The sequence below is a fragment of the Nonomuraea sp. NPDC051298 genome (assembly GCF_055586305.1).
On sequence record NZ_JBVJIM010000009.1, the window covers coordinates 95,776 to 115,025 of the forward strand.

The 19,250-nt window shown below is 71.1% G+C and carries 16 protein-coding genes; 10 read left to right on the plus strand and 6 right to left on the minus strand.

Going from position 1 to position 19,250, the window contains the following annotated elements; all coding sequences use genetic code 11:
- Positions 1-5: 5 nt before the first annotated feature.
- Entirely contained in the window at positions 6-806 is an 801-nt protein-coding gene (locus ACZ6S0_RS25510; protein ID WP_465921831.1) for an LOG family protein, read from the minus strand.
- A gap of 250 nt (positions 807-1,056) precedes the next feature.
- Positions 1,057-2,112, minus strand: coding sequence for a succinyl-diaminopimelate desuccinylase (gene dapE / locus ACZ6S0_RS25515; RefSeq protein WP_465921832.1), 1,056 nt, complete (start codon positions 2,110-2,112; stop codon positions 1,057-1,059).
- 110 nt (positions 2,113-2,222) lie between these two features.
- Between dapE and ACZ6S0_RS25520 the strand changes: the two genes are divergently transcribed.
- Positions 2,223-3,041 carry a hypothetical protein gene (locus tag ACZ6S0_RS25520; RefSeq protein WP_465921833.1) on the plus strand — a complete coding sequence of 273 codons (819 nt, stop codon included), beginning with the start codon at positions 2,223-2,225 and terminating at the stop codon, positions 3,039-3,041.
- A 73-nt stretch (positions 3,042-3,114) separates the two neighbouring features.
- Here ACZ6S0_RS25520 and ACZ6S0_RS25525 read toward each other — a convergent pair whose 3' ends face one another.
- The 3 genes from ACZ6S0_RS25525 to fdxA form a co-directional block, all read right to left on the minus strand.
- On the minus strand, positions 3,115-3,771 hold the full coding sequence (locus tag ACZ6S0_RS25525; protein ID WP_465921834.1) for a DUF4178 domain-containing protein: 657 nt from the start codon (positions 3,769-3,771) through the stop codon (positions 3,115-3,117).
- Positions 3,772-3,864: 93 nt separating this feature from the next.
- A complete protein-coding gene (gene dapC, locus ACZ6S0_RS25530; RefSeq protein ID WP_465921835.1) occupies positions 3,865-4,935 on the minus strand; it encodes a succinyldiaminopimelate transaminase in 1,071 nt (356 codons plus the stop codon).
- 108 nt (positions 4,936-5,043) lie between these two features.
- Positions 5,044-5,370, minus strand: coding sequence for a ferredoxin (gene fdxA, locus ACZ6S0_RS25535; protein WP_106240826.1), 327 nt, complete (start codon positions 5,368-5,370; stop codon positions 5,044-5,046).
- A gap of 105 nt (positions 5,371-5,475) precedes the next feature.
- Between fdxA and ACZ6S0_RS25540 the strand changes: the two genes are divergently transcribed.
- The 8 genes from ACZ6S0_RS25540 (at position 5,476) to ACZ6S0_RS25575 (ending at position 17,635) form a co-directional block, all read left to right on the plus strand.
- Complete coding sequence (locus ACZ6S0_RS25540) at positions 5,476-5,706, plus strand: putative acetyltransferase (RefSeq protein ID WP_344883922.1); 231 nt, start codon at positions 5,476-5,478, stop codon at positions 5,704-5,706.
- A 17-nt stretch (positions 5,707-5,723) separates the two neighbouring features.
- Positions 5,724-6,794 (plus strand): ABC transporter substrate-binding protein, encoded by a 1,071-nt coding sequence (locus ACZ6S0_RS25545; protein WP_465921836.1) that lies wholly within the window; start codon positions 5,724-5,726, stop codon positions 6,792-6,794.
- A 102-nt stretch (positions 6,795-6,896) separates the two neighbouring features.
- Positions 6,897-7,673 (plus strand): class I SAM-dependent methyltransferase, encoded by a 777-nt coding sequence (locus tag ACZ6S0_RS25550; protein ID WP_465921837.1) that lies wholly within the window; start codon positions 6,897-6,899, stop codon positions 7,671-7,673.
- Positions 7,674-7,785: 112 nt separating this feature from the next.
- Positions 7,786-9,984: a hypothetical protein gene (locus tag ACZ6S0_RS25555; RefSeq protein ID WP_465921838.1), complete on the plus strand. Its 2,199-nt coding sequence runs from the start codon at positions 7,786-7,788 to the stop codon at positions 9,982-9,984.
- A 6-nt stretch (positions 9,985-9,990) separates the two neighbouring features.
- On the plus strand, positions 9,991-11,847 hold the full coding sequence (locus ACZ6S0_RS25560) for a UvrD-helicase domain-containing protein (protein ID WP_465921839.1): 1,857 nt from the start codon (positions 9,991-9,993) through the stop codon (positions 11,845-11,847).
- A gap of 48 nt (positions 11,848-11,895) precedes the next feature.
- Positions 11,896-13,740, plus strand: coding sequence for a sigma factor-like helix-turn-helix DNA-binding protein (locus ACZ6S0_RS25565; protein WP_465921840.1), 1,845 nt, complete (start codon positions 11,896-11,898; stop codon positions 13,738-13,740).
- 20 nt (positions 13,741-13,760) lie between these two features.
- Positions 13,761-15,053 carry a CysS/YqeB C-terminal domain-containing protein gene (locus ACZ6S0_RS25570; RefSeq protein ID WP_465921841.1) on the plus strand — a complete coding sequence of 431 codons (1,293 nt, stop codon included), beginning with the start codon at positions 13,761-13,763 and terminating at the stop codon, positions 15,051-15,053.
- A gap of 95 nt (positions 15,054-15,148) precedes the next feature.
- Positions 15,149-17,635, plus strand: a complete 2,487-nt coding sequence (locus ACZ6S0_RS25575; protein ID WP_465922052.1) for a penicillin acylase family protein — start codon at positions 15,149-15,151, stop codon at positions 17,633-17,635.
- Positions 17,636-17,713: 78 nt separating this feature from the next.
- Here the strand turns inward: ACZ6S0_RS25575 and ACZ6S0_RS25580 are convergent, their stop codons facing one another.
- The gene (locus ACZ6S0_RS25580) at positions 17,714-18,139 is read right to left on the minus strand and encodes a hypothetical protein (protein WP_465921842.1); all 426 of its coding nucleotides are present in this window, start codon (positions 18,137-18,139) and stop codon (positions 17,714-17,716) included.
- Between the two features lie 74 nt (positions 18,140-18,213).
- On the opposite strand from ACZ6S0_RS25580, the gene ACZ6S0_RS25585 reads away from it, so the two are divergent.
- The gene (locus ACZ6S0_RS25585) at positions 18,214-19,221 is read left to right on the plus strand and encodes a hypothetical protein (RefSeq protein WP_465921843.1); all 1,008 of its coding nucleotides are present in this window, start codon (positions 18,214-18,216) and stop codon (positions 19,219-19,221) included.
- The last annotated feature ends 29 nt before the right edge of the window (positions 19,222-19,250 follow it).

Here is a 19,250-nt window from a genome sequence, read left to right on the forward strand (position 1 = left end):
CAAGCTTATTGGGGCTCGGCGGTCTGGACGGCGGCGGCCTCCAGCTCCTGCTGCTCGCGCTCCTTGGAGCGGGCCCGGTCGGCGTCGACGATGATGCGCACGGCCTCGTCGGCGTCGTCGGTGATGGTGATCAGGTCGAGGTCCTGCGACGCGATCTTCCCGGTGCCCAGCAGCGTGCCCTTGATCCACTCCGTCAGCCCGCCCCAGAACTCCGAGCCCATCAGCACCACGGGGAAGGAGGTGACCTTGTGGGTCTGCACCAGCGTGAGCGCCTCGAACAGCTCGTCGAGCGTGCCGAAGCCGCCGGGCAGGGCGATGAAGCCGCAGGAGTACTTGACGAACATCGTCTTGCGCACGAAGAAGTAGCGGAACTCGATGCCGAGGTCCACGTACTCGTTCATGCTCTGCTCGAACGGCAGCTCGATGCCGAGCCCGACCGACACCGCGCCGTCGACCTCGCTCGCGCCCTTGTTGGCCGACTCCATGACGCCGGGCCCGCCGCCCGTGATCACGGCGTAGCCGGACTCGGCCAGCTTCCTGCCGAGCACCTCGCCCATCGTGTAGTCGGAGGAGCCGGGCTTGGTGCGGGCCGAGCCGAAGACGGTGACCGCCGGCGGCAGCTCGGCGAGCTGGCCGAAGCCCTCCACGAACTCCGCCTGGATGCGCAGCACCCGCCACGGGTCCATGTGCACCCAGTCGGAGGGCCCCTGACGGGCCAGGAGGCGCTGGTCGTGGGTGGAGCTGGGGACGAGGTTGCCGCGGACGAACGCCTGGCCCTGGCGGCGTTCCCGACGATTTTGTGCCATGGGGATCACGCTAGTCCTTCTCATGTGCGACCGAGCCCGCGTCCGCGGCCCGGCTCGAAAGGGGCCCCGTAGGGGATCCAGACTGCCCGCTGGGAGCGAAACCGCAGGTAGCGAGGACGGGACACCGGTCTTAAAAATCTTGAAAGAAGCAGGGAACCGAATTTCCACCCCCTCACGTCTAACCGACGAGGGTGCTGCTCGGGACTGAAAGTGGTCTTCCCCGCCAAATGGCCGGCGAGGAAGGCCACTTTCATATTGTGAGCCACTCCAGCATGGCCCGCTCACTCTCGACGATCTTCGAGCGCGACACGTACTCGCCCTGCTGGTGCGCGAGGTTCGGATCTCCCGGGCCGTAGTTGACGGCGGGGACGCCCAGTTCGGCGAAGCGGGCGACGTCGGTCCAGCCCAGTTTGGCGCGCGGGGTGCCGCCGACGGCCGCGGTGAAGGCCGCCGCCACCGGATGCGTCAGCCCCGGCCTGGCCGCCGGCGCGAGGTCCACGAAGCCGACCGCGAATCCGTCGAACACCTCGCGTACGTGCTCCTGCGCCGCCTCGACGGACAGATCGGGCGCGAAACGGTAGTTGACGGTCACCACGCACTCGTCGGGGATCACGTTGCCCGCCACGCCGCCCCGGACGCCGACCGCGTTCAGCCCTTCGTGGTATTCGAGGCCGTCGACCACCGGCCGGCGCGCCTCGTAGGCGTTCAGCCGGGCCAGCACCGGCTCGATCCCGTGAACGGCGTTGACCCCGAACCACGACCTGGCGCTGTGCGCCCGCTTGCCGGTCACCGTGACCTCGGCGCGCAGCGTGCCCTGGCAGCCGCCCTCGATCACGCCGTCGGTGGGCTCCATGAGCACCGCGAAGTCGGCCGCCAGCCAGCCGGGGTGGTCGCGGGCGACCCTGGTGAGGCCGTTGCGCTCGGCCTCGACCTCCTCGCAGTCGTAGAAGACGTACGTGACGTCTCTGCCGGGGGCGGGCACGGTGGCCGCCAGTTTGAGCGCGACCGCGACGCCGGCCTTCATGTCGGAAGTGCCGCAGCCGTAGAGCAGGTCGCCCTCGACGCGGCTGGGCAGGTTGGCGGCCACGGGGACGGTGTCGAGGTGCCCGGCGATCAGCACGCGCTCGGAGCGCCCCTGCTCGGTACGGGCCACGACCGTCTCGCCCGACCGGGCCACCCGCAGGTGCGGCAGCGCCGTCAGCGCCCGCTCGACCTCGTCGGCCAGCGCCTTCTCCGCGCCGCTCACCGACTCGATGTCCACGATCGCGGCGGTCAGGTCGCGTACGTCCTGGGTCAGGTCGAGCATCAGGTGTTCACTCCGTGTTCGCGCAGCACGTCGTTGAGCGCCGCCTTGTCGTGTCGGTGCTCACGTGACTCATGGCCACGGAGCCTATCCGGCCGGGTAGGTTCTTCAGGGTGCGCCTGCGCTTCTCACGTGGAGTCATCGCCATCGCGATCATCGTCGTCGTGCTCGCGGTGGGCGTCTCCGTCGGCCTCTACCAACTGCTGAAGAGGACGCCGCGGCTGGCCGGCCAGCCCGAGCCCTACTGCGTCGTCAACACGCCGGAGGGCGTGATCAACCTCATCCCCGAGCAGGCCCAGATCTCGGCCACCATCGCCGCCGTCGCGGCCCGCCGCAAGCTGCCCGAGCGGGCCGTGGTCATCGCGTACGCGACCGCGCTGCAGGAGTCGAAGATCCAGAACCTCGACTACGGCGACCGCGACTCCGTGGGCGTCTTCCAGCAGCGCGAGTCGCAGGGCTGGGGCACCAAGAAGCAGCTCATGGACCCCGTCTACGCCACCAACAAGTTCTTCGCCGCGCTGGTCAAGGTCAAGAACTACCGGAAGATCCCGCTGGCCGAGGCGGCGCAGGAGGTGCAGCGGTCGGCGGGCGGGTACGCGTACGCGCCGCACGAGACGCAGGCCAAGATCCTCGCGGCCGCCTTCACCGGGCGGGTGCCGCAGGCCCTGCAGTGCTGGTACCCCTCGGACAAGACCCCGGCGCCCCAGCCCCGCACCGCCGAGGCCCGCAAGCAGCTCGCGCGGGCGCTGGGCAGCGTGGCCATCACGACGAAGCGGCGGGGGTGGCTGGTGGCCGCCTGGTCGGTGGCCCACGCCGAGAAGTACGCCCTCACGCGGGTGGGCTACAACGGGGCCACCTGGAGCAACGATCCGGAGGCCGACGGCTGGCAGGCGGGCGGCCAGGCCGGCGACCGCCAGGTCGAGCTGTCCTGACACGACGCCACGGCTGCCGGGCCGCGCCTTCACGAGCCGGGCGCTCCAGGAGACGGGCTTCAGAAGGCGGGCTTCAGGAGGCGCGGCGGACGATGGTGATGGAGCCGGGCGGCAGGGGCTGGGCGTAGGCGGCGGTCCATGAGCGGCCCTGGATGCGTTCGAAGGAGAGCAGGCGGCCGTCGGAGGCGCTGTAGTCGGCGAAGTCCAGCAGCCCCCGCTCGGGCAGGCCCGTGTCGCCCTCACTGCGGAAGGCGGCGGTGCCCCGTTCGACGGGGAAGAACTCCATGCCCTCCATGATCAGCATGCTCTTGGCCGGAACCATGCCCTGGGTGGGCACGTCCGTCCAGAGCCGGACCTCCAGGTGCGGCGGATCACCGGCCAGCACCTCGATCGAGAGCCACTGGTGCCGCCGCGAGCCGTCGCGCAGCAGGAACTCCGTCCACTGCTGCCCCTGCCACGAGACGCGCGTGGCGCCGAGCACGCGCGCGGGTGACCCGTGCACCTCGATCCGGTCGCCGACCTGGATCGTGCGAGGGTCGGCGTAGTCGGTGCCGGCCTCGCCGGGGACGCTCACCGGCGCCGCCAGCGGGGGCTCGGCGGGAGCGACCTCGGCGGGCGGCGCGCTCGCGCGGCCCTTCCTGTCTTGCCGCATGGTGGCCCAGAAGGCCCCCAGCAGCAGCAGGACGGTGGCGATGCTCAGCCCGAGTACGACCATGGAGGTCATGCTCATCGATCAGCTCGCTCCACTCGCGGTCTGCCTCGGCAAAAGCTCTTGTCAATTTGTCCGCGCCAAGCCGGTACGCCCGGCCACGTCGGGGGGATCCTACTGGAGCCGGAGCACCGCCGCACCGATCCGCTCGTCCGTGGCCGTGACGGCGACGCGGATGTGCCGTCCACCTGCCGATCCGTAGAATTCGCCGGGCGCGACCAAAATGCCGATTTCGGAGAGCTTGCTTACCTGATCCCAGGCGCTCTGCCCGTTGGAGGCCCAGAAGTACAGACCGGCCGTCGAGTGGTCGATGCTCCACCCGGCCTTCTCCAGGGCGGGGCGCAGCGCGGCGCGGCGGGCGGCGTACCGCTCGCGCTGCCGGTCGGCGTGCTCGTCGTCGGAGAACGCGGCGGTCATCGCCGCCTGTACGGGCTGGGGCATGAGCATGCCCGCGTGCTTGCGGGTCTCCAGCAGCCGCTTGACCAGGACGGGGTCTCCCGTCACGAACCCGGCGCGGTATCCGGCCAGGTTGGAGCGCTTGGAGAGCGAGTGGACGGCGAGCAGCCCCTCGTGGGAGCCGCCGCAGACGTCGGGGTGCAGGATCGAGACCGGCCGCTCCTCCCAGCCCAGCTCGATGTAGCACTCGTCGGAGGCCACCACCGCGCCGCGCTCGCGCGCCCAGGCCACGACCTTGCGCAGGTGTTCGGCGGGCAGCACCCGGCCCGTGGGGTTGCCCGGGGAGTTGACCCAGATGAGGTCGACGGGCTCGGGGCCGAGCGCGAGCGTGCTGTCGGAGGCCGTGCCCGCCGCGCCGGCCAGCCGGGTGCCCACGTCGTACGTGGGGTAGGCCAGCTCGGGGAAGACCACGTGCCGAGCGCCCAGATAGGTGGGCAGCCAGGCGACGAACTCCTTGGAGCCGAGCAGCGGGAGCACGTGCTCCTGGTCGACCGTGACGCCGTGCCGCCGCCGCAGCCACCCGGCCGCGGCCTCGCGCAGCGCCCTGGTGCCGTGGGTGAAGGGATAGCCGGGGCTGTCGGCCGCGCCTACGAGGGCGTCCTGGATGATCCGCGGCACGGGGTCGACGGGTGTGCCGATCGAGAGGTCGACGATCCCGTCGGGGTGTGCGAGCGCACGCTCCTTGTACGGCTCCAGCCGATCCCAGGGGAAGTCAGGTAGCTTGTTCACGATTCTCCAGGGTGTTCGGCAGGGTGCGGGCGCACCGGGGCACGGGAGCGCGACGCGAACGGGGCGCATCCACCCGGATGCCCCCGCGCACGACGTGAATGGGACCCGTCAGTGGTCCTCGCCCTGCGGCGGCAGGGCGGCCACCACCGGGTGGTCCTTCTCTATCTTGCCGACCTTCGAGGCGCCCCCTGGCGAGCCGAGGTCTTCGAAGAAGTCCACGTTCGCCTTGTAGAAGTCCTTCCACTGCTCGGGAAGGTCGTCCTCGTAGAAGATCGCCTCAACGGGGCACACAGGCTCGCACGCGCCGCAGTCCACACACTCGTCGGGGTGGATGTAAAGCATGCGCTCGCCCTCGTAGATGCAATCGACGGGGCATTCCTCGATGCACGCCTTGTCCAGGACGTCCACGCAAGGCTGCGCGATGACGTAGGTCACCTCGAGCTCCTTCTTCTCCGCACCATGGCATGACTCTGACCGCGGTTTGCTACGCCCTAGTATTGCCGTGCTTGCCGACTGGCCGAAACGGAGGGTGGCAAACTCGTGGCCGCACGCCTCGTCATCGCCATCACAAGTCAGGACATAGGCGCACGGATCACCACCCGTAGGCGTGTCCCTGGCGGATTTCGCGATGTGGTGGGTGTGCTCGTGTCGTGGGCGGACGGCGTACTCGAAGTCCGCAAAAAGGATGGCACGGTGGTGGAAATTCCCGAAGAGACGCTGGTGGCCGCCAAGGTCGTTCCGGCCGCGCCTCCTCGACCTGGGCGAATGTAACGGTAAGTATTCACTGTGTGACTGTACGTACCTGCGCCGCCGCAGCAGCCATCCTCGCCAGCGCCGGATGCGGCGCGTCGTCCACCGACTCCAGCAACCCGCAGGCCAAGAACCTGCCGCCGGTGAACGTCCAGGGCGCCTCGATGAAGGCCGGTTTCGGCACCATGGAGCGCCTCGTCGACGCCGCCCAGCGCGAGGGCCAGCTCAACGTGATCGCCCTGCCCCGCGACTGGGTCAACTACGGCGAGATCATCGACACCTTCGCCGACAAGTACGACCTCAAGATCAACGAGCTGGAGCCCGGAGCGAGCAGCCGCCGGGAACTCGACGTCGCCGCGCAACTCAAGCCCGACGTCTTCGACCTGACCATGGACCAGGCCGTCTACGGGGCAGACCGGTTCGCCCCGTACAAGGTGCAGGGCTGGCAGGACCTGCCCGACCACGTCAAGGACCCGGCGGGCGCCTGGTACGCCGCGTACGGCGGCTACATGTCCATCGGGTACGACCCGCGCGAGGTCAAACCGCCCGCCTCCTTCGCCGACCTGCTCAATCCCGGCTACCGCGTCGCCCTCGACGGCGACCCGCTGCGCTCGGACTCGGCGTTCGGCGGCGTCATGGCGGCCTCCATGCACGCGGGAGTGCCGAAGCCGGAGCAGGGCGTGGCCCTGTTCGCCAAGCTCAAGCAGGCCGGGCGGCTCACCGTGCCGGCCAAGGCCAACGTGGTCGTCGCCTGGGACCACCTCAACGCCACCCGCAGCGCGAACCACTCCGACGCCTGGAAGGTGACGATCCCCCGCGACTCGGCGCTCGGCGGCTACCACGTGCAGGCGATCAACAAGGCCGCCCCGCACCCGGCCGCGGCCCGGCTGTGGCAGGAGTTCCTGTTCTCCGACGAGGGCCAGAACCTGCTCCAGAAGGGGTTCGCCCGGCCGGCCCGCGGCGAGGCGATGCTCATGAAGGGCACGCTCGACACCGAGCAGGCGGCGAAACTTCCTAAGGCGCCCGGTCCGCCGGTTCTGATGACGATTCCGCAGGCAGATGCGGCAAAGGCGTACTTGAAGACCGAATGGATGAAGAGTGTGGGCTGAGCTAGATGTGACTTGATATGTCGTAGGGACGTTCAGGCTCTAAAGTGAACAGACAGCACGGCCACGGGGGCCCGATGTCTGATCGAATGTGAGCTGATCGTCTTGCGATATGACACGCCGAGTTTGGAGCGGTGGGACAGTCGCGCCTACGACAGCAGCTTCGGCTACGTCTCCACCCAGGGCGCGCCACTGGTCGACCTGCTCGACCCGCGGCCGGGCGAGCGCGTCCTCGACCTCGGGTGCGGCACCGGGGTGCTGACCGCCCAGATCGCCTTCCGCGGCGCGGACGTCCTCGGCATCGACGGCTCCGCCGCGATGATCGAGAAGGCGCTCGCGCAGTACCCGGGCGTCAACTTCATCATCGGCGACGGACACGACTTCACGGTGGTGGACCCGTACGACGCGGTCTTCTCCAACGCCGCGCTGCACTGGATGAGCCGTGACCCCGGCGCCGTGATCGCCAGCGTCCGCGAGGCCCTCACGCCTGGCGGACGCTTCGTCGCGGAGATGGGCGGCGCGGGCAACTGCGCCGAGCTGACCGCCGCGATGCTGACCGCCTGGCGCGAGTACGGCCTGCGCGAGCCCGACCTGCCCTGGTACTTCCCGACGCCCGCCGAGTACGCCCGCCGCCTCGAGCAGGAGGGGTTCGTGGTCAGGCTGCTCGAATACTTCGACCGGCCGACGCCCCTCGACGAGTGCCCCGGCGGGGCCGCCGACTGGGTGCGCATGTTCGCCGCGCCGGTGCTCGAAGGGCTCCCGCCAGACATCGTCGAACCCCTGCTCAGGCGCGTCAACGAGCTGGCCGCGCCGGCGCTTCGCAGGGAGACTGTCTGGATGGCGGACTACGTGCGTCTACGCTTTGCCGCTGTTCGGCGTTGATGCGTCGTGCATGATGCGTAGGGCTATTTTGCCGGACTATGGTCTGTTCCGTGGGCGGCGAGATTATGGCTGCACCGCTGCGGCGGCGTGAGGGGCTGGTGAACGGAACGGGATGAACTTCTGCCTGAGCGACCTCGTACCACCGTTGAGGTGGAGCGACACGTCGACGATCACGCTACTCACCGGGCAGCCGGACCTGCCGGATGCGTGGTGGCGCAGTTTGCCCATGCCGCGGGTGCTGGCAGCGATCGGTCCCGAGCCACTGGGCGAGCTGCTGACGGAGATCGCCTTAGAGCACTGGCCCGCGGCGGCGGTGGGCGACGTCCTGCCGGCGCTGCACGTCCTGGACCCGGACGACGCCGACGAGCCCGCGGTCGCGATCGCGCTCGACCGGGCCGGATCGTGGGCCGGGCTGCTGGCGCTGACCAGCCGTGAGCTGATGGACCAGCCGTTCATCCAGGCTCGGCCGGTGCTCGGCACGCTGTTCTCGGCCGTCCTCGTCCGTCTCGCCCGCCAGGGCGCGCAGAAGCCCGTCGTACCGGAGCCCGCCGCCGACGTCCAGGAAGAGCGCGCCGCCGCCGAGGCCGCCGAGGTCGCTGAGGCCGCTGCCGAGGTCCGCGAGGGTGCGCCGGAGGCCGCCGAGCGGGTCGCGGACGCCGACGCCGGGCAGGTGCCCGAGGAGGGCGGCGAGACGCCCGAGCCGGAGCCCCAGCCCGTTCCTGCACCTCAGTCTGTGCCTGCACCTCAGCCCGTGCCTGAACCTCAGGCTGTGCTGGAACCCCAGCTCGTGCCTGAAGCCCGGTCCGCGCTGGGGCACGAGTCCGCGACCTCCGGCCCGGAGCAGGCGCGGGAGCCCGAGCACCCCCAGGAACCCGAGCACGCCCAGGAGCCGGGGCAGGCCCAGGAACCCGGCCAGGTTGTCGAGCCCGAGCGCGTTCCTGAGCCGGAGGGCGTTCCCGAGGTCGAAGGGGTCGTGGAGGCCGCGGGCGTCGCGGACGGCGGCGAGGGTGAGCCTGCCCCCGAGCACGACCGCCGGCCCACCGACGAGCCCACCGGCGAACCCGCCGACGAACCCGCCGACGAAGCCACCGGCGAACCCGCCCTCGATCCCGCGCCTGAGCCCGTCGCGGCGTCGGGCGACGAGCCCGCCTCGGAGGAGGACTCCGAGCCCGCTCCCCAGCCGTCGGCTCAGGAGCAGCCGCTCCCCGCGCTCATCGAGGCCGCGTTCGCCGGGCTCGACGACAAGAGCTGGGCCGTGGCGCAGAACCGGGTGTTCACCGACGAGCCCTCGGCGGTCGACCAGCTCGCCAAGCTGTTCGCCGTCCCCCCGGCCGAGATCGCGGCGACCGAGCACGCGCTGCGCTCCCGCCTGGACCAGTGGCTGGCCGGCGACGAGGCGGCCCCGTACCGGGCGCATCTGGACGAGCTGGTCAGGACGCTGGGCCCGGCCGCTTCCAAGGAGCAGGTCGTCGGCGCGGCCGACTGGCACCAGATGGAGATCCGCGCGCTGGAGGTCCCGGCCTGGCAGTTCGTGCTGACGACGCTGGCCTCGCCGTCGTCGTCGCCGTCGTCTGGGCCCGCGATCTCGCCGCAGCCGGAGGCGCCGCCGCCCCTGCCGAAGCGCAAGCCGCACCAGGAGCAGCCTCCCGCGGAGGCGGCGCAGCAGTCGGCGTTCGGCCCCGTCCAACTGCCGCCGCCCCCGGCGCCGGTGCCGCAGTTCCAGGCGTTCACACCGGCCGTCTCGCCCGAGGTGAACGGCGAGGAGCCCGAGGAGGCGGAGCAGGACAAGCCGTACCAGCCGCTGAAGGACGTCTCCCAGACCAAGCGCTGCTTCAGGCAGCCCGACGGCCGGTGGTGGCTGCGCATCGACGTGACGGCCGAGCAGCTCGCCGGGTCCGAGTGCGCGCTGCCGACGGGGTTCGCGACGTACCTGGGCCTGTCGCCGGGCGAGACCAGGACGGTCAGGAGCGCCGCGGGCGAGCTGAGCATGACCTGGCACGGCCGTCCTGTGCTCGAGTCGATCGAGCGCCTCCTCGTGGACGTGGGGGCCAGGGAGGGCGGCCACCTGTTCCTGACGCTGTCGGACGAGGGGGTGCTGCGGGCCAGGCACCTCCCGGTGGCCGCGCAGGGAGCGGAGCAGATCACCAAGGCGCTGCGCCTGGTCGGGTACACGGCTCCGGGAGGCACCCGCGACCAGGCGGCCAGGGTGATCGCCACCAGGATCGGGATGCCGAGCCCCGTGGCCCTGCCGGACCTGCTCAACAGGCTCCGCGAACGCGGTGACCGCGACCTGCTCGAACTATTGGACTGAGCGCCGGTGCCGCGGCTCGCGATCGGCCCCGAGTTCCCGGGGGAGCTCAACGCACTGGCCCAGCCGGTGCGCAGGGACGCCGTGGTCGCGCTGCGCCGGTTCCTGCTGAACGTGGCCGGCGCCCCGCATCCCGAACGGGTCAGGGGCGCCAGGGACCCGCGGGTGGCGACCCTGCGCCTGGCCGACGGGCACCGCGGGGTGGTGGTGCGGCAGCGGGACGTGTACTGGCTGCGAAGGGTGCTGCCCGATCCCGAGGCGTGGTCGTACGCCGGCCGCCACCGCTACGGCGTCAACTCCGTGATCGGCGTGGTCGAGGAGTGGGACGCCGAGGCCCTGGAGCGGGTGGAGCCCGCGTTGCGCAGGTCGGCCAGGGCGACGCGGCTGTTCGACGCGATCTGCGACGGCGACCTGCTCGGCCTGGGCCTGGACGTCCAGGCGCTGCCGCTGTTCCGGCTGGTCACGACCGAGGCGGACGTGGCCGCGCTGGAACCGCTGCTGCCGCCCACCCAGTACGTCCCGCTGGCGGTGCTGGCCCGCGGCGGCTCGCTCTCGGAGGCGTGGCGGGAGCTGGACGCCTGGCGGGCCTCCGACGGGGAGAGCGGCCCGATCGACCCCGAGAACCTGTACGCGGCGCTGCGGCGCAGCCCCGACCGTGCCGTGTTCGTGCCGGACAAGGTGACGCTGGACCGGGTGCTGAACGCGCCGGTCTGGTGCACGTTCCCGCACCCGCCGCAGCACCGGCTGGCCAGGGCCGCGAGGTACGAGCACCCGGTGCTGGTCGTGGGCGGCGCGGGCACCGGCAAGACCGTGCTGGCCCTGCACCGGGCCGCCCACCTGGCGACCAGGGGCGCCGGGCCCGTGCTGCTGGTGACGTTCTCGCAGAGCCTGGTCGAGGAGCTGTCGGCGAAGCTGGACCTGCTGATCCAGGACGAGGTGGCGCGCAAGCGGGTCGAGGTGGACAACGTCGAGCGTCTGGCCGTCCGGATCGTGGCCGGCGCGGAGGGCCGCCGTCCGACGTTGGTGGGCCCGGGGGCGCGCTCGCTGGCCAAGCTGACGGACGACGCGCTCAGGCTGTTGTCGCTGGCGACCGGCGGCCTGCTCGACGACGTGGATCCCGGGCACAAGCCGTACCGTCACATGGTCGTGGACGAGGCGCAGGACATCAGCTCGGCGCAGTGGCGGCTGCTGCGCGCGACGGTGCCGCGGGCGCGGGACGACCTGTTCATCGTCGGCGACCCGCACCAGCGCGTCACCGACACGCGGGTGACGCTCAGGGCGGTCGGCATTCCCGCCACGCAGTACACGCTGAACCTGTCCCATCGGCTGCCACAGGAGATACTGTCGTTCGCCGTGCGGCTGCGCGGCGGCGGCCCCTCCCCCGGCCTGGTCAAGGGCGTGACCGAGATGTACGACTTCACCGCGACGCACAACGGCCGGCGCCCGATCGTCAAGGCGTACGACTCGCCGGAGGCGGAGCTGGCCGGGCTGCGCGGCACCGTGGACGCCTGGCTGGCCGACGGCGTCCCGCCGGGCGAGATCGCGGTCGGGGCCCGCAACCAGCGGCTGGTCCGCGACGCCAAGCGGGTGCTCGACGGCCTGGACGTGCGGGCGTCGACCTTCCAGCACCTCAAGGGGCACGAGTTCGAGCGGGTGGCGCTGATCGGCGTGGCCGAGGGCGTGGTGCCCGCGCCGCCGCCGGAGGATCAGCCCGGGGATCCCCCCGAAGATCCGTCCGAAGATCCGTACGCCAGGGCTCGTGCGCTGCAGCGCGAACGGAGCATACTGTTCGTCGCCTGCACCCGTGCCCGATCGATGCTCTATATCTCCCATTCCGGAAGAGGGAGCCCGTTTCTTCCCCTCTGATCACATAGTCTGAACTGCGGATATCTTCCCATTGCCGGTTGGACCTCAATGAACCTCAGCCTGAGTGACCTCGCGCCACCCCTGCGCTGGACCTCCCCTGGTCAGATCGCGCCGATCGTGGAGGAGCCCCAGTTGCCCGAGGCCTGGTGGCAGGCGATCCCCCTCGACCGCGCGTGTGCCGTCGTCGGCACGCAGGCCGTGGCGGGCCGCCTGGCCGACCTGGCCGTGGCCTGCTGGGGGCACCTGATGCTCGGCGACATCCTGCCGCTGCTGCGCTTCTCCGACCCCGCCGAGGCCGAGCGCTCGCCGGAGACGCTGGGCAAGGACGTGGTGCAGAAGCTGTTCACCGGCGTGTTCGAACGGCTCCTGGAGCCCTCGCCCGAGGCCGTGCCCACGCCGTCCAGGCCGGACAAGCCGCTGCCCGACCTGATCGACGAGCTGTTCGGGGCACAGGACGACCGGCAGCGCGCCATCGCCCGCGACCGCCTCTACGCCACGCAGCGGGCCACGCTGGACGAGCTGGCACAGCGCTTCTCCGTGACGCGGGAGCGCATCCGGCAGATCGAGCGCGACCTGCGCGAACACGTGGAGGCGTGGCTCGGCAAGCCCGACGCCGCCGGGCTGGTGGCGCACGTGTCGTGGCTGCGCGGGCGGCTGGGCTCCGCCGTACCGGCCGACGACCTGCAGACCGCCGCGCCGTGGCACCAGGCCGAGCTGCGGTCGCTGGGGATCCCCGCGTGGCGGTTCGTGCGTACGCTGCTGACCGGGTACGAGCAGTCCGACGGCTGGCTCGTGGCGGGCGGGCCCGACGACCTGAGGGAGAAGACCCGCCAGCTCTTCGCCGACGGCCCGCACCCGCTCGGCGAGGCCGTGACCATGGTGGCGCAGCTCGGCGTGCGCGAGGACGTGGCCGAGCAGTGGATCCTGGCCGTGCCCCAACTCCGCGTGCTGGGCCAGCACGTGGTGCCCTGGCCGCGCAGCGTCAACGAGAAGGCCGAGGCGGTGCTGGCCGTGGCCGGCTCCCCGCTGTCGCCGGAGGAGATCCAGGAGCGCATCGGCGAGGACTACAGCCTGGTCGGCATCCGCAACCAGCTCACCGCCGACGACCGCTTCCGCCGGGTCGACCGCAACAAGTACGGCCTGACCAGGTGGGGCGGCGACGAGTACCTCGGGATCAGGGAGATGATCGCCAGGGAGATCGAGCGGGCCGGCGGCGAGGCGTCGGTGAGCACCATCGTGGCGAACCTGACCTCCCGCTACGAGGTGAGCGAGAGCTCGGTGCGCGCCTACTCGGGCGGGCCCGGGTTCGAGCGGACGCAGCGGGGCTGGATCAGGGTGGCGGGCACGTCGCCGAGCGGGGAGGTGGAGCCGTACCAGCCGCGCAAGGACGTCTCGGAGACCCGGCGCAGCTTCCGCTCCCGCGACGGCCGCTGGTGGCACCGCGTGGACGTCAACGCCGAGCACCTGCGCGGCTCCGGCTCGCCGCTGCCGACGGGGTTCGCGGCGTACCTGGGGATGGCGCCGGGCGGGCAGCTCACCGCCTCCGCGCCGTCCGGCGACGTGGTGATCAGTTGGCACAACCAGCCCACCATGGGGTCGATCCGCAACGTGCTGGCCGAGTACAAGGCGAACGAGGGCGACCACATCTTCCTGACCGTGTCCGACGGCGGCGAGTTGCTGACCCGCCACCTGCCGGCCGCGCCGGTCGCGATGCCGCCGGTGAACCGGGCGCTCTACCTGCTCGGCTACACCGCCCCCGTCGGCTCGGAGATAGAGGGCTTGCGACTGATCGGGGCCAGGATCGGCGTGTCGGACCTGGCCACCCGCGAGGAGATCCTCGGCAGGCTGCGCGAGCGCGGCGACCGCGACATCCTCGGTTTCCTGGGCGGATGACGCCGGGCTAAGCTCGGCAGATGGTGCGGATCCACGACACGCGGGCCCGGCAGGTCGAGGAGCTCGCCGCCGGACGGGCACTGCGGATGTCCGCGTGCGGCCCCGCGGTCCATCGCCGCGCGCACGTGGGCGACCTGCGCGACCACCTGTTGACCGACCTGATCAGGCGGGTGCTGGAGAGCCGGCGGACGCGGGTCGTGGTCTGCAGGAACATCACCGACCTCGGCCGCCCTCCCGGCACGGGCGGGATCCCGCCGGCGCTCGCGCGCCTGCACGAAGACGCGTTCATGAGCGACGCCGCCGCGCTCAACCTGCGCCCGCCGGAGCACGCGCCCCGGGCCAGCGAGACCGTCGACCTGACGATCGAGCTGATCGCCGAGCTGGTCGAGCGGGGGCACGCGTACGCGGTGCCCGACGGGCCGGTGTACTTCGACGCGCGCACGTTCCCCTCGTACGGCGAGATCTCCGGCGACCCCCACCCTGGCGAGGCGGCGGAGCCCGGCAGGCGCGGCCAGGCCGACTGGGCCCTGTGGCGGCCCGGCGCGGGCGAGCTGACCTGGGAGTCCCCTTGGGGGCGCGGCTCCCCCGGGTGGCACGCGCAGTGCTCGGCCATGTCGCTGCGCTTCCTCGGCCCGCGCTTCGAGCTGCACACCGGCGGGGTCGGCCTGCGCTTCCCGCACCACGAGGCCGTGCGGGCCCAGTCCGACGCGGTGGCCGGGCACGAGGTGGCGCGTCACTGGGTGCACGGTGAGCGGGTGCTGTTCGACGGGCGTGACTCGGGCGGCGGGGCGCCGCCGCCGCTGTCCGACGTGGTGTCGGCCGGGCTCGACCCGCTGGCCGTGCGCCTGGCGTTCCTGGAGCACCGCTACCGGCAGCGGATGGACCTGACCTGGGACACCCTGCGGGCCGCCGACCGCACGCTGTGGCGGTGGCGTTCCCGGGTGGCCGAATGGGCCGAGTCGGTCAGCGCGCCGCTGTCGAAGGCCCACGTCGACCGGGTGGAGTCCGCCTTCGACGACGACCTCGACACCCCGGCGGCGCTGGCGGTCCTGCGGGAGCTGGAGGACGACGGGTCGGTGGCGCCGGGGGCCAAGTTCGAGACGTTCCTGCACGTGGACCAGGTGCTGGCGCTCGACCTGTCCACCGGGATCGGGAAGGCGCGGGTGCTGCCTCCCGGGGCGTCGGAGCTGCTGGAGGCGCGGGCCCGGGCGCGATCGGCCGAAGACTGGGCGGAGTCCGAGCGGTTGCGGGGCGAGCTGGCCGAGTTGGGGGTGCGGGTGTCCGACACCCCCGGCGGTCAGAGCTGGGCCTGACCCGAGCGGGCGGGCGTCCGGAGGAGTGATCGTGAACTGCCAGACTTGATGTCTTGTTCGGCATGAAGGAGGTGGCGGTGAGGCCCTATGCGTGGATGCCGTGGCCGTTGCGGTGGTTCGCTCGGGTGTTGACCGTTCTTCTCGCACTGGTGCTGGTGCTGGCAGGGGTCCTCGTCTACACGGTGCGGCAGTCGTTCCCGCAGATGGACGGTTCGGTGCGGCTCCCCGGTTTGACCGGAAGTGTGGAGATTTATCGCGATAAATCAGGAATTCCACACATCTACGCTGACAGCTCCGCGGACCTGTTCATGGCGCAGGGCTTCGTCCACGCCCAGGACCGCTTCTACGAGATGGACTTCCGCCGCCACATGACCGCCGGGCGCCTCTCGGAACTCTTCGGCGCCGCCACGCTCGACACCGACAAGGCCCTGCGGACCATGGGCTGGCGCAGGGTGGCCGAACAGGAGCTGCCCGAGCTGTCCCAGCAGACACAGGGCTACCTGACCGCGTACGCCAAGGGCGTCAACGCCTGGCTCGACGCCAACCCGAACGCCTCCGACCGCAGCCTCGAATACTCCGTGCTGAAGCTCCAGGGCGGCGGCGGCAGCCCCGAGAAGTGGACCGCCATCGACTCCCTGGCCTGGCTGAAGGCCATGGCGTGGGACCTGCGCTCCAACGTCGAGGACGAGATCGACCGCGCACTCGCGCTGACCAAGCTGCCCAAGGAACGGGTCGACCAGCTCTACCCCGGCTACCCGTACGACCGGCACCTGCCGATCGTCAACGAGGGCACCGTCGGCCAGGGCGGTTTCGACCAGCGGGCCGAACCACGCACGCGCACCGGCCAGGCGCTCACCCAGGCCGCCAAGACGCTGGAGGCGGTGCCGAGCACGATGAGCACCGCCGACCGCGACGGCGTCGGGTCGAACTCGTGGGTGGTGTCCGGCGAGTACACCGCCGGCGGCAAACCGCTCCTGGCCAACGACCCGCACCTGTCGGCGCAGATGCCGTCGGTCTGGTACCAGGCGGGGCTGCACTGCCGCCAGCTCACCGAGGAGTGCCCGTACGACGTGACCGGGTACACCTTCTCCGGCGTGCCCGGCGTCATCATCGGGCACACGGACCGGATCTCGTGGGGCTTCACGAACCTGGCGCCCGACGTGGCCGACCTCTTCCTGGAGCAGGTGGACGACGACACGTACCTGTACAAGGGCGAGCGGATGCCGCTGGTGACCCGCAGGGAGCAGATCGAGGTCGCCGGGCGCGACCCGGTCACCATCACCGTCAAGAGCACCATCCACGGCCCGCTGATCAACGACGTGATCACGGACGCGCGGGCGAGCGGCGAGGCCAACGCCGTGGCGCTGCAGTGGACGGCGCTGACCCCCGGGCACACGGCCGACGCGATCTTCGCGCTGAACCGGGCGCGCGACTGGGGGGAGTTCAAGGCGGCCGCCGCGCTGTTCGAGGTGCCGGCCCAGAACCTCGTCTACGCCGACACGACCGGCAAGATCGCCTATCAGGCGCCGGGGCGCGTACCCGTGCGGAAGAAGGGCGACGGCACCTGGCCCGTCCCCGGCTGGACCGGCGAGTACGACTGGAACCCCGCCCCCATCCCGTACGACCGCCTCCCCTCGGTCGAGGACCCGGCCGACGGCTTCATCGTCACGGCCAACAACTCCGTCATCGACCCCAACCGCTACCAGCCCCTGCTGACCAAGGACTGGTCGTACGGCTACCGCTCAGAACGCATCAGGACCCTCATCCAGGAGGCGATCAAGAAGGGGCCCATCGACACGCAGACCATGGCGCGGATCCAGCAGGACTCCGTCGACGGCTTCGCCGGCACGCTGGTACCGGCCCTGATGCGGGTCGGCCTGGCGGGCCCCGCCGTGCAGGCCAGGGAACTGCTCAAGTCGTGGGACCGTTCCCAGAGCCTCGACTCGGCCGCCGCGGCGTACTACAACGCGGTCTGGCGTCAGGTGCTCGTGCTGACGTTCAACGACGACCTCCCCGCGTCGGCCAGGCCCACCGGGGGCGACCGCTGGTACGAGGTGGTCAGGCGCCTGCTGGAGGCCCCCGATGACCCCTTCTGGGACGACACGACGACCGGCGACCGCAAGGAGACCCGCGACGACGTGCTCCGCCAGGCGATGGCGTCGGCGTACCAGGAGCTCGCCGACCGGCTCGGCGACGACGTCAAGGCGTGGCGCTGGGGCGATCTGCACCAGTTGGAGCTGGTCAACGAGTCGCTCGGCACCTCGGGCATCGCGCCGGTGGAGGCGCTGTTCAACCGGGGCCCGTTCGGCGTGGCCGGGGGCAAGGACGCGGTGAACGCGACGAGTTGGAACGTTCAGAAGGGCTACGAGGTCACGGCCGTGCCGTCGATGCGGATGATCGTGGACCTTTCGGACCTGGACAAGTCCCGGTGGATCAACCTGACGGGAGCTTCTGGGCACGCGTTCCACGACAACTACTGGGACCAGGCGGAGGCGTGGGCGAGGGGCGACCTGTTGCCGATGTACTCCTCCCCCGCGGCGGTGCGCAAGGCCGCGACCCACACGCTCAAACTGTCCCCCTGACGCGCGGGGCGCTTGCAGCGGGCGGGTCGCCCGACAGGACACACCGTGCCCGGCAGGCCGGGGTTTGACAGATCGCCGTCAACCCCTCCTGCGGGCCCTCCGCCGCCACCACACCGCGTTGCGCGGGTACCCACCGTCGTCCAGCCCCGCCAGCCGCTCGAACACGTTGCACGAAGCCTGATCGCCACAGACGATCACCGAGGCCAGCATGGCCACGAGATAGAGCGGCACCATGGGCAGACCGGCGCACCAGGCCCACTGCGTGGCATGTCTGGCCTCGTGCCGCACAAGTTGCTCGCTGAGCGCGTTCCTCCTGGTCAGGACCACATTTCCGACCGTGAACGCGGCGGCGGCCGGGAAGCGGTGACGGTAGCCGAAGGCCAGGACGAGCCCATCGGGGCCGGGCCCCCTGGACGCGCCGCCGGCGACCGCGATCAGCAGACCGAGCGGCGTGGAAAGATTCAAATAGTTCGCCGCACGCCGGAACCGAAAGCGTGTGTCCATGCGTCTCAGTCTTGACCAATCTTGACAAGTCGGAATAATGATCCCCGTCCTGAAATCTCCCACAGAGCAGGATTATGAGATTCTCCATCCTGGGCGCGCTGCTCGGCACCGTCGCACTGGCAGGAGCCGGCGGAGTCGCGATCACCCAGACGTCAGCGACCGGTCCCCTACAACTCACCGACACCTCTCTCAATGCCCGAATGGCGTTAGCCGGCGACCCCTCGACGTCGCCGCCCACCCCGACCGCCACCGTGTCACCGACCCCGACCTCGACTCCTACCCCGACCTCGACTCCCACCTCGACGGAGAGTCCCACGGACGGGGAGTACACCGCGGAGACGAAGGTGGTCAAGCGAAGAGGCGTCTCCTACCTGAACGTCTCGGTCGACTACGAGGGTGCGGCCCTCTTCAACGTCGAGCAGACGGTGTGCAAGAAGGCATCGTGCAAGACGGCGAGCATCGACCTCACCGTCATCGGCGGTGACGGGAGCACCACGGCCCGGCTGGGCTCGGGCACGTACAAGAAGCGCGGGCAGGCCGCCGTCAAGATGGCGCCGCTGCCGACCGTCACCGTACGCGAGACGGTCACGGTGACCGAGCCTGGCCCCACGGTCACCGTCACCGAGCCGGGGCCGACGGTCACGGAGACGTTCACCTGTCAGCCGTACGTCGAGCCGACGGACGCCGTACCGCCGATCGAGGAGCCCACGGACACCGTCTCGCCGACGGAGACGACGTCACCGACCGAGAGCGCGACCCCGACCGTCACGGACACACCGACGCCGACACCGACGGACACCGCGACCGAGACCCCGACTCCCACCGTGACCCCGACGGAAACCCCGACCGCCAGCGTGTCACCCACTGGGTCACCCACTGGGTCGCCCACGGTGAGCCCGACGGAGACGTCGACCGAGCCCCCGGCCGAGATCCCGACCTGTCCGCCGCCGTCCGCGTCTCCGACGGAGGTTCCCACGGAGAGCCCGGCGCCCACCGACACGAGCGTCCCGACCGAATCCGGCGTCCCGACTGAGACCGCGACGGCCACGCCGACGGAATCAACCTCCGCCACCGCCCAGTAAGGCCGCCCACCAAGTCCGCCAGGAATGGC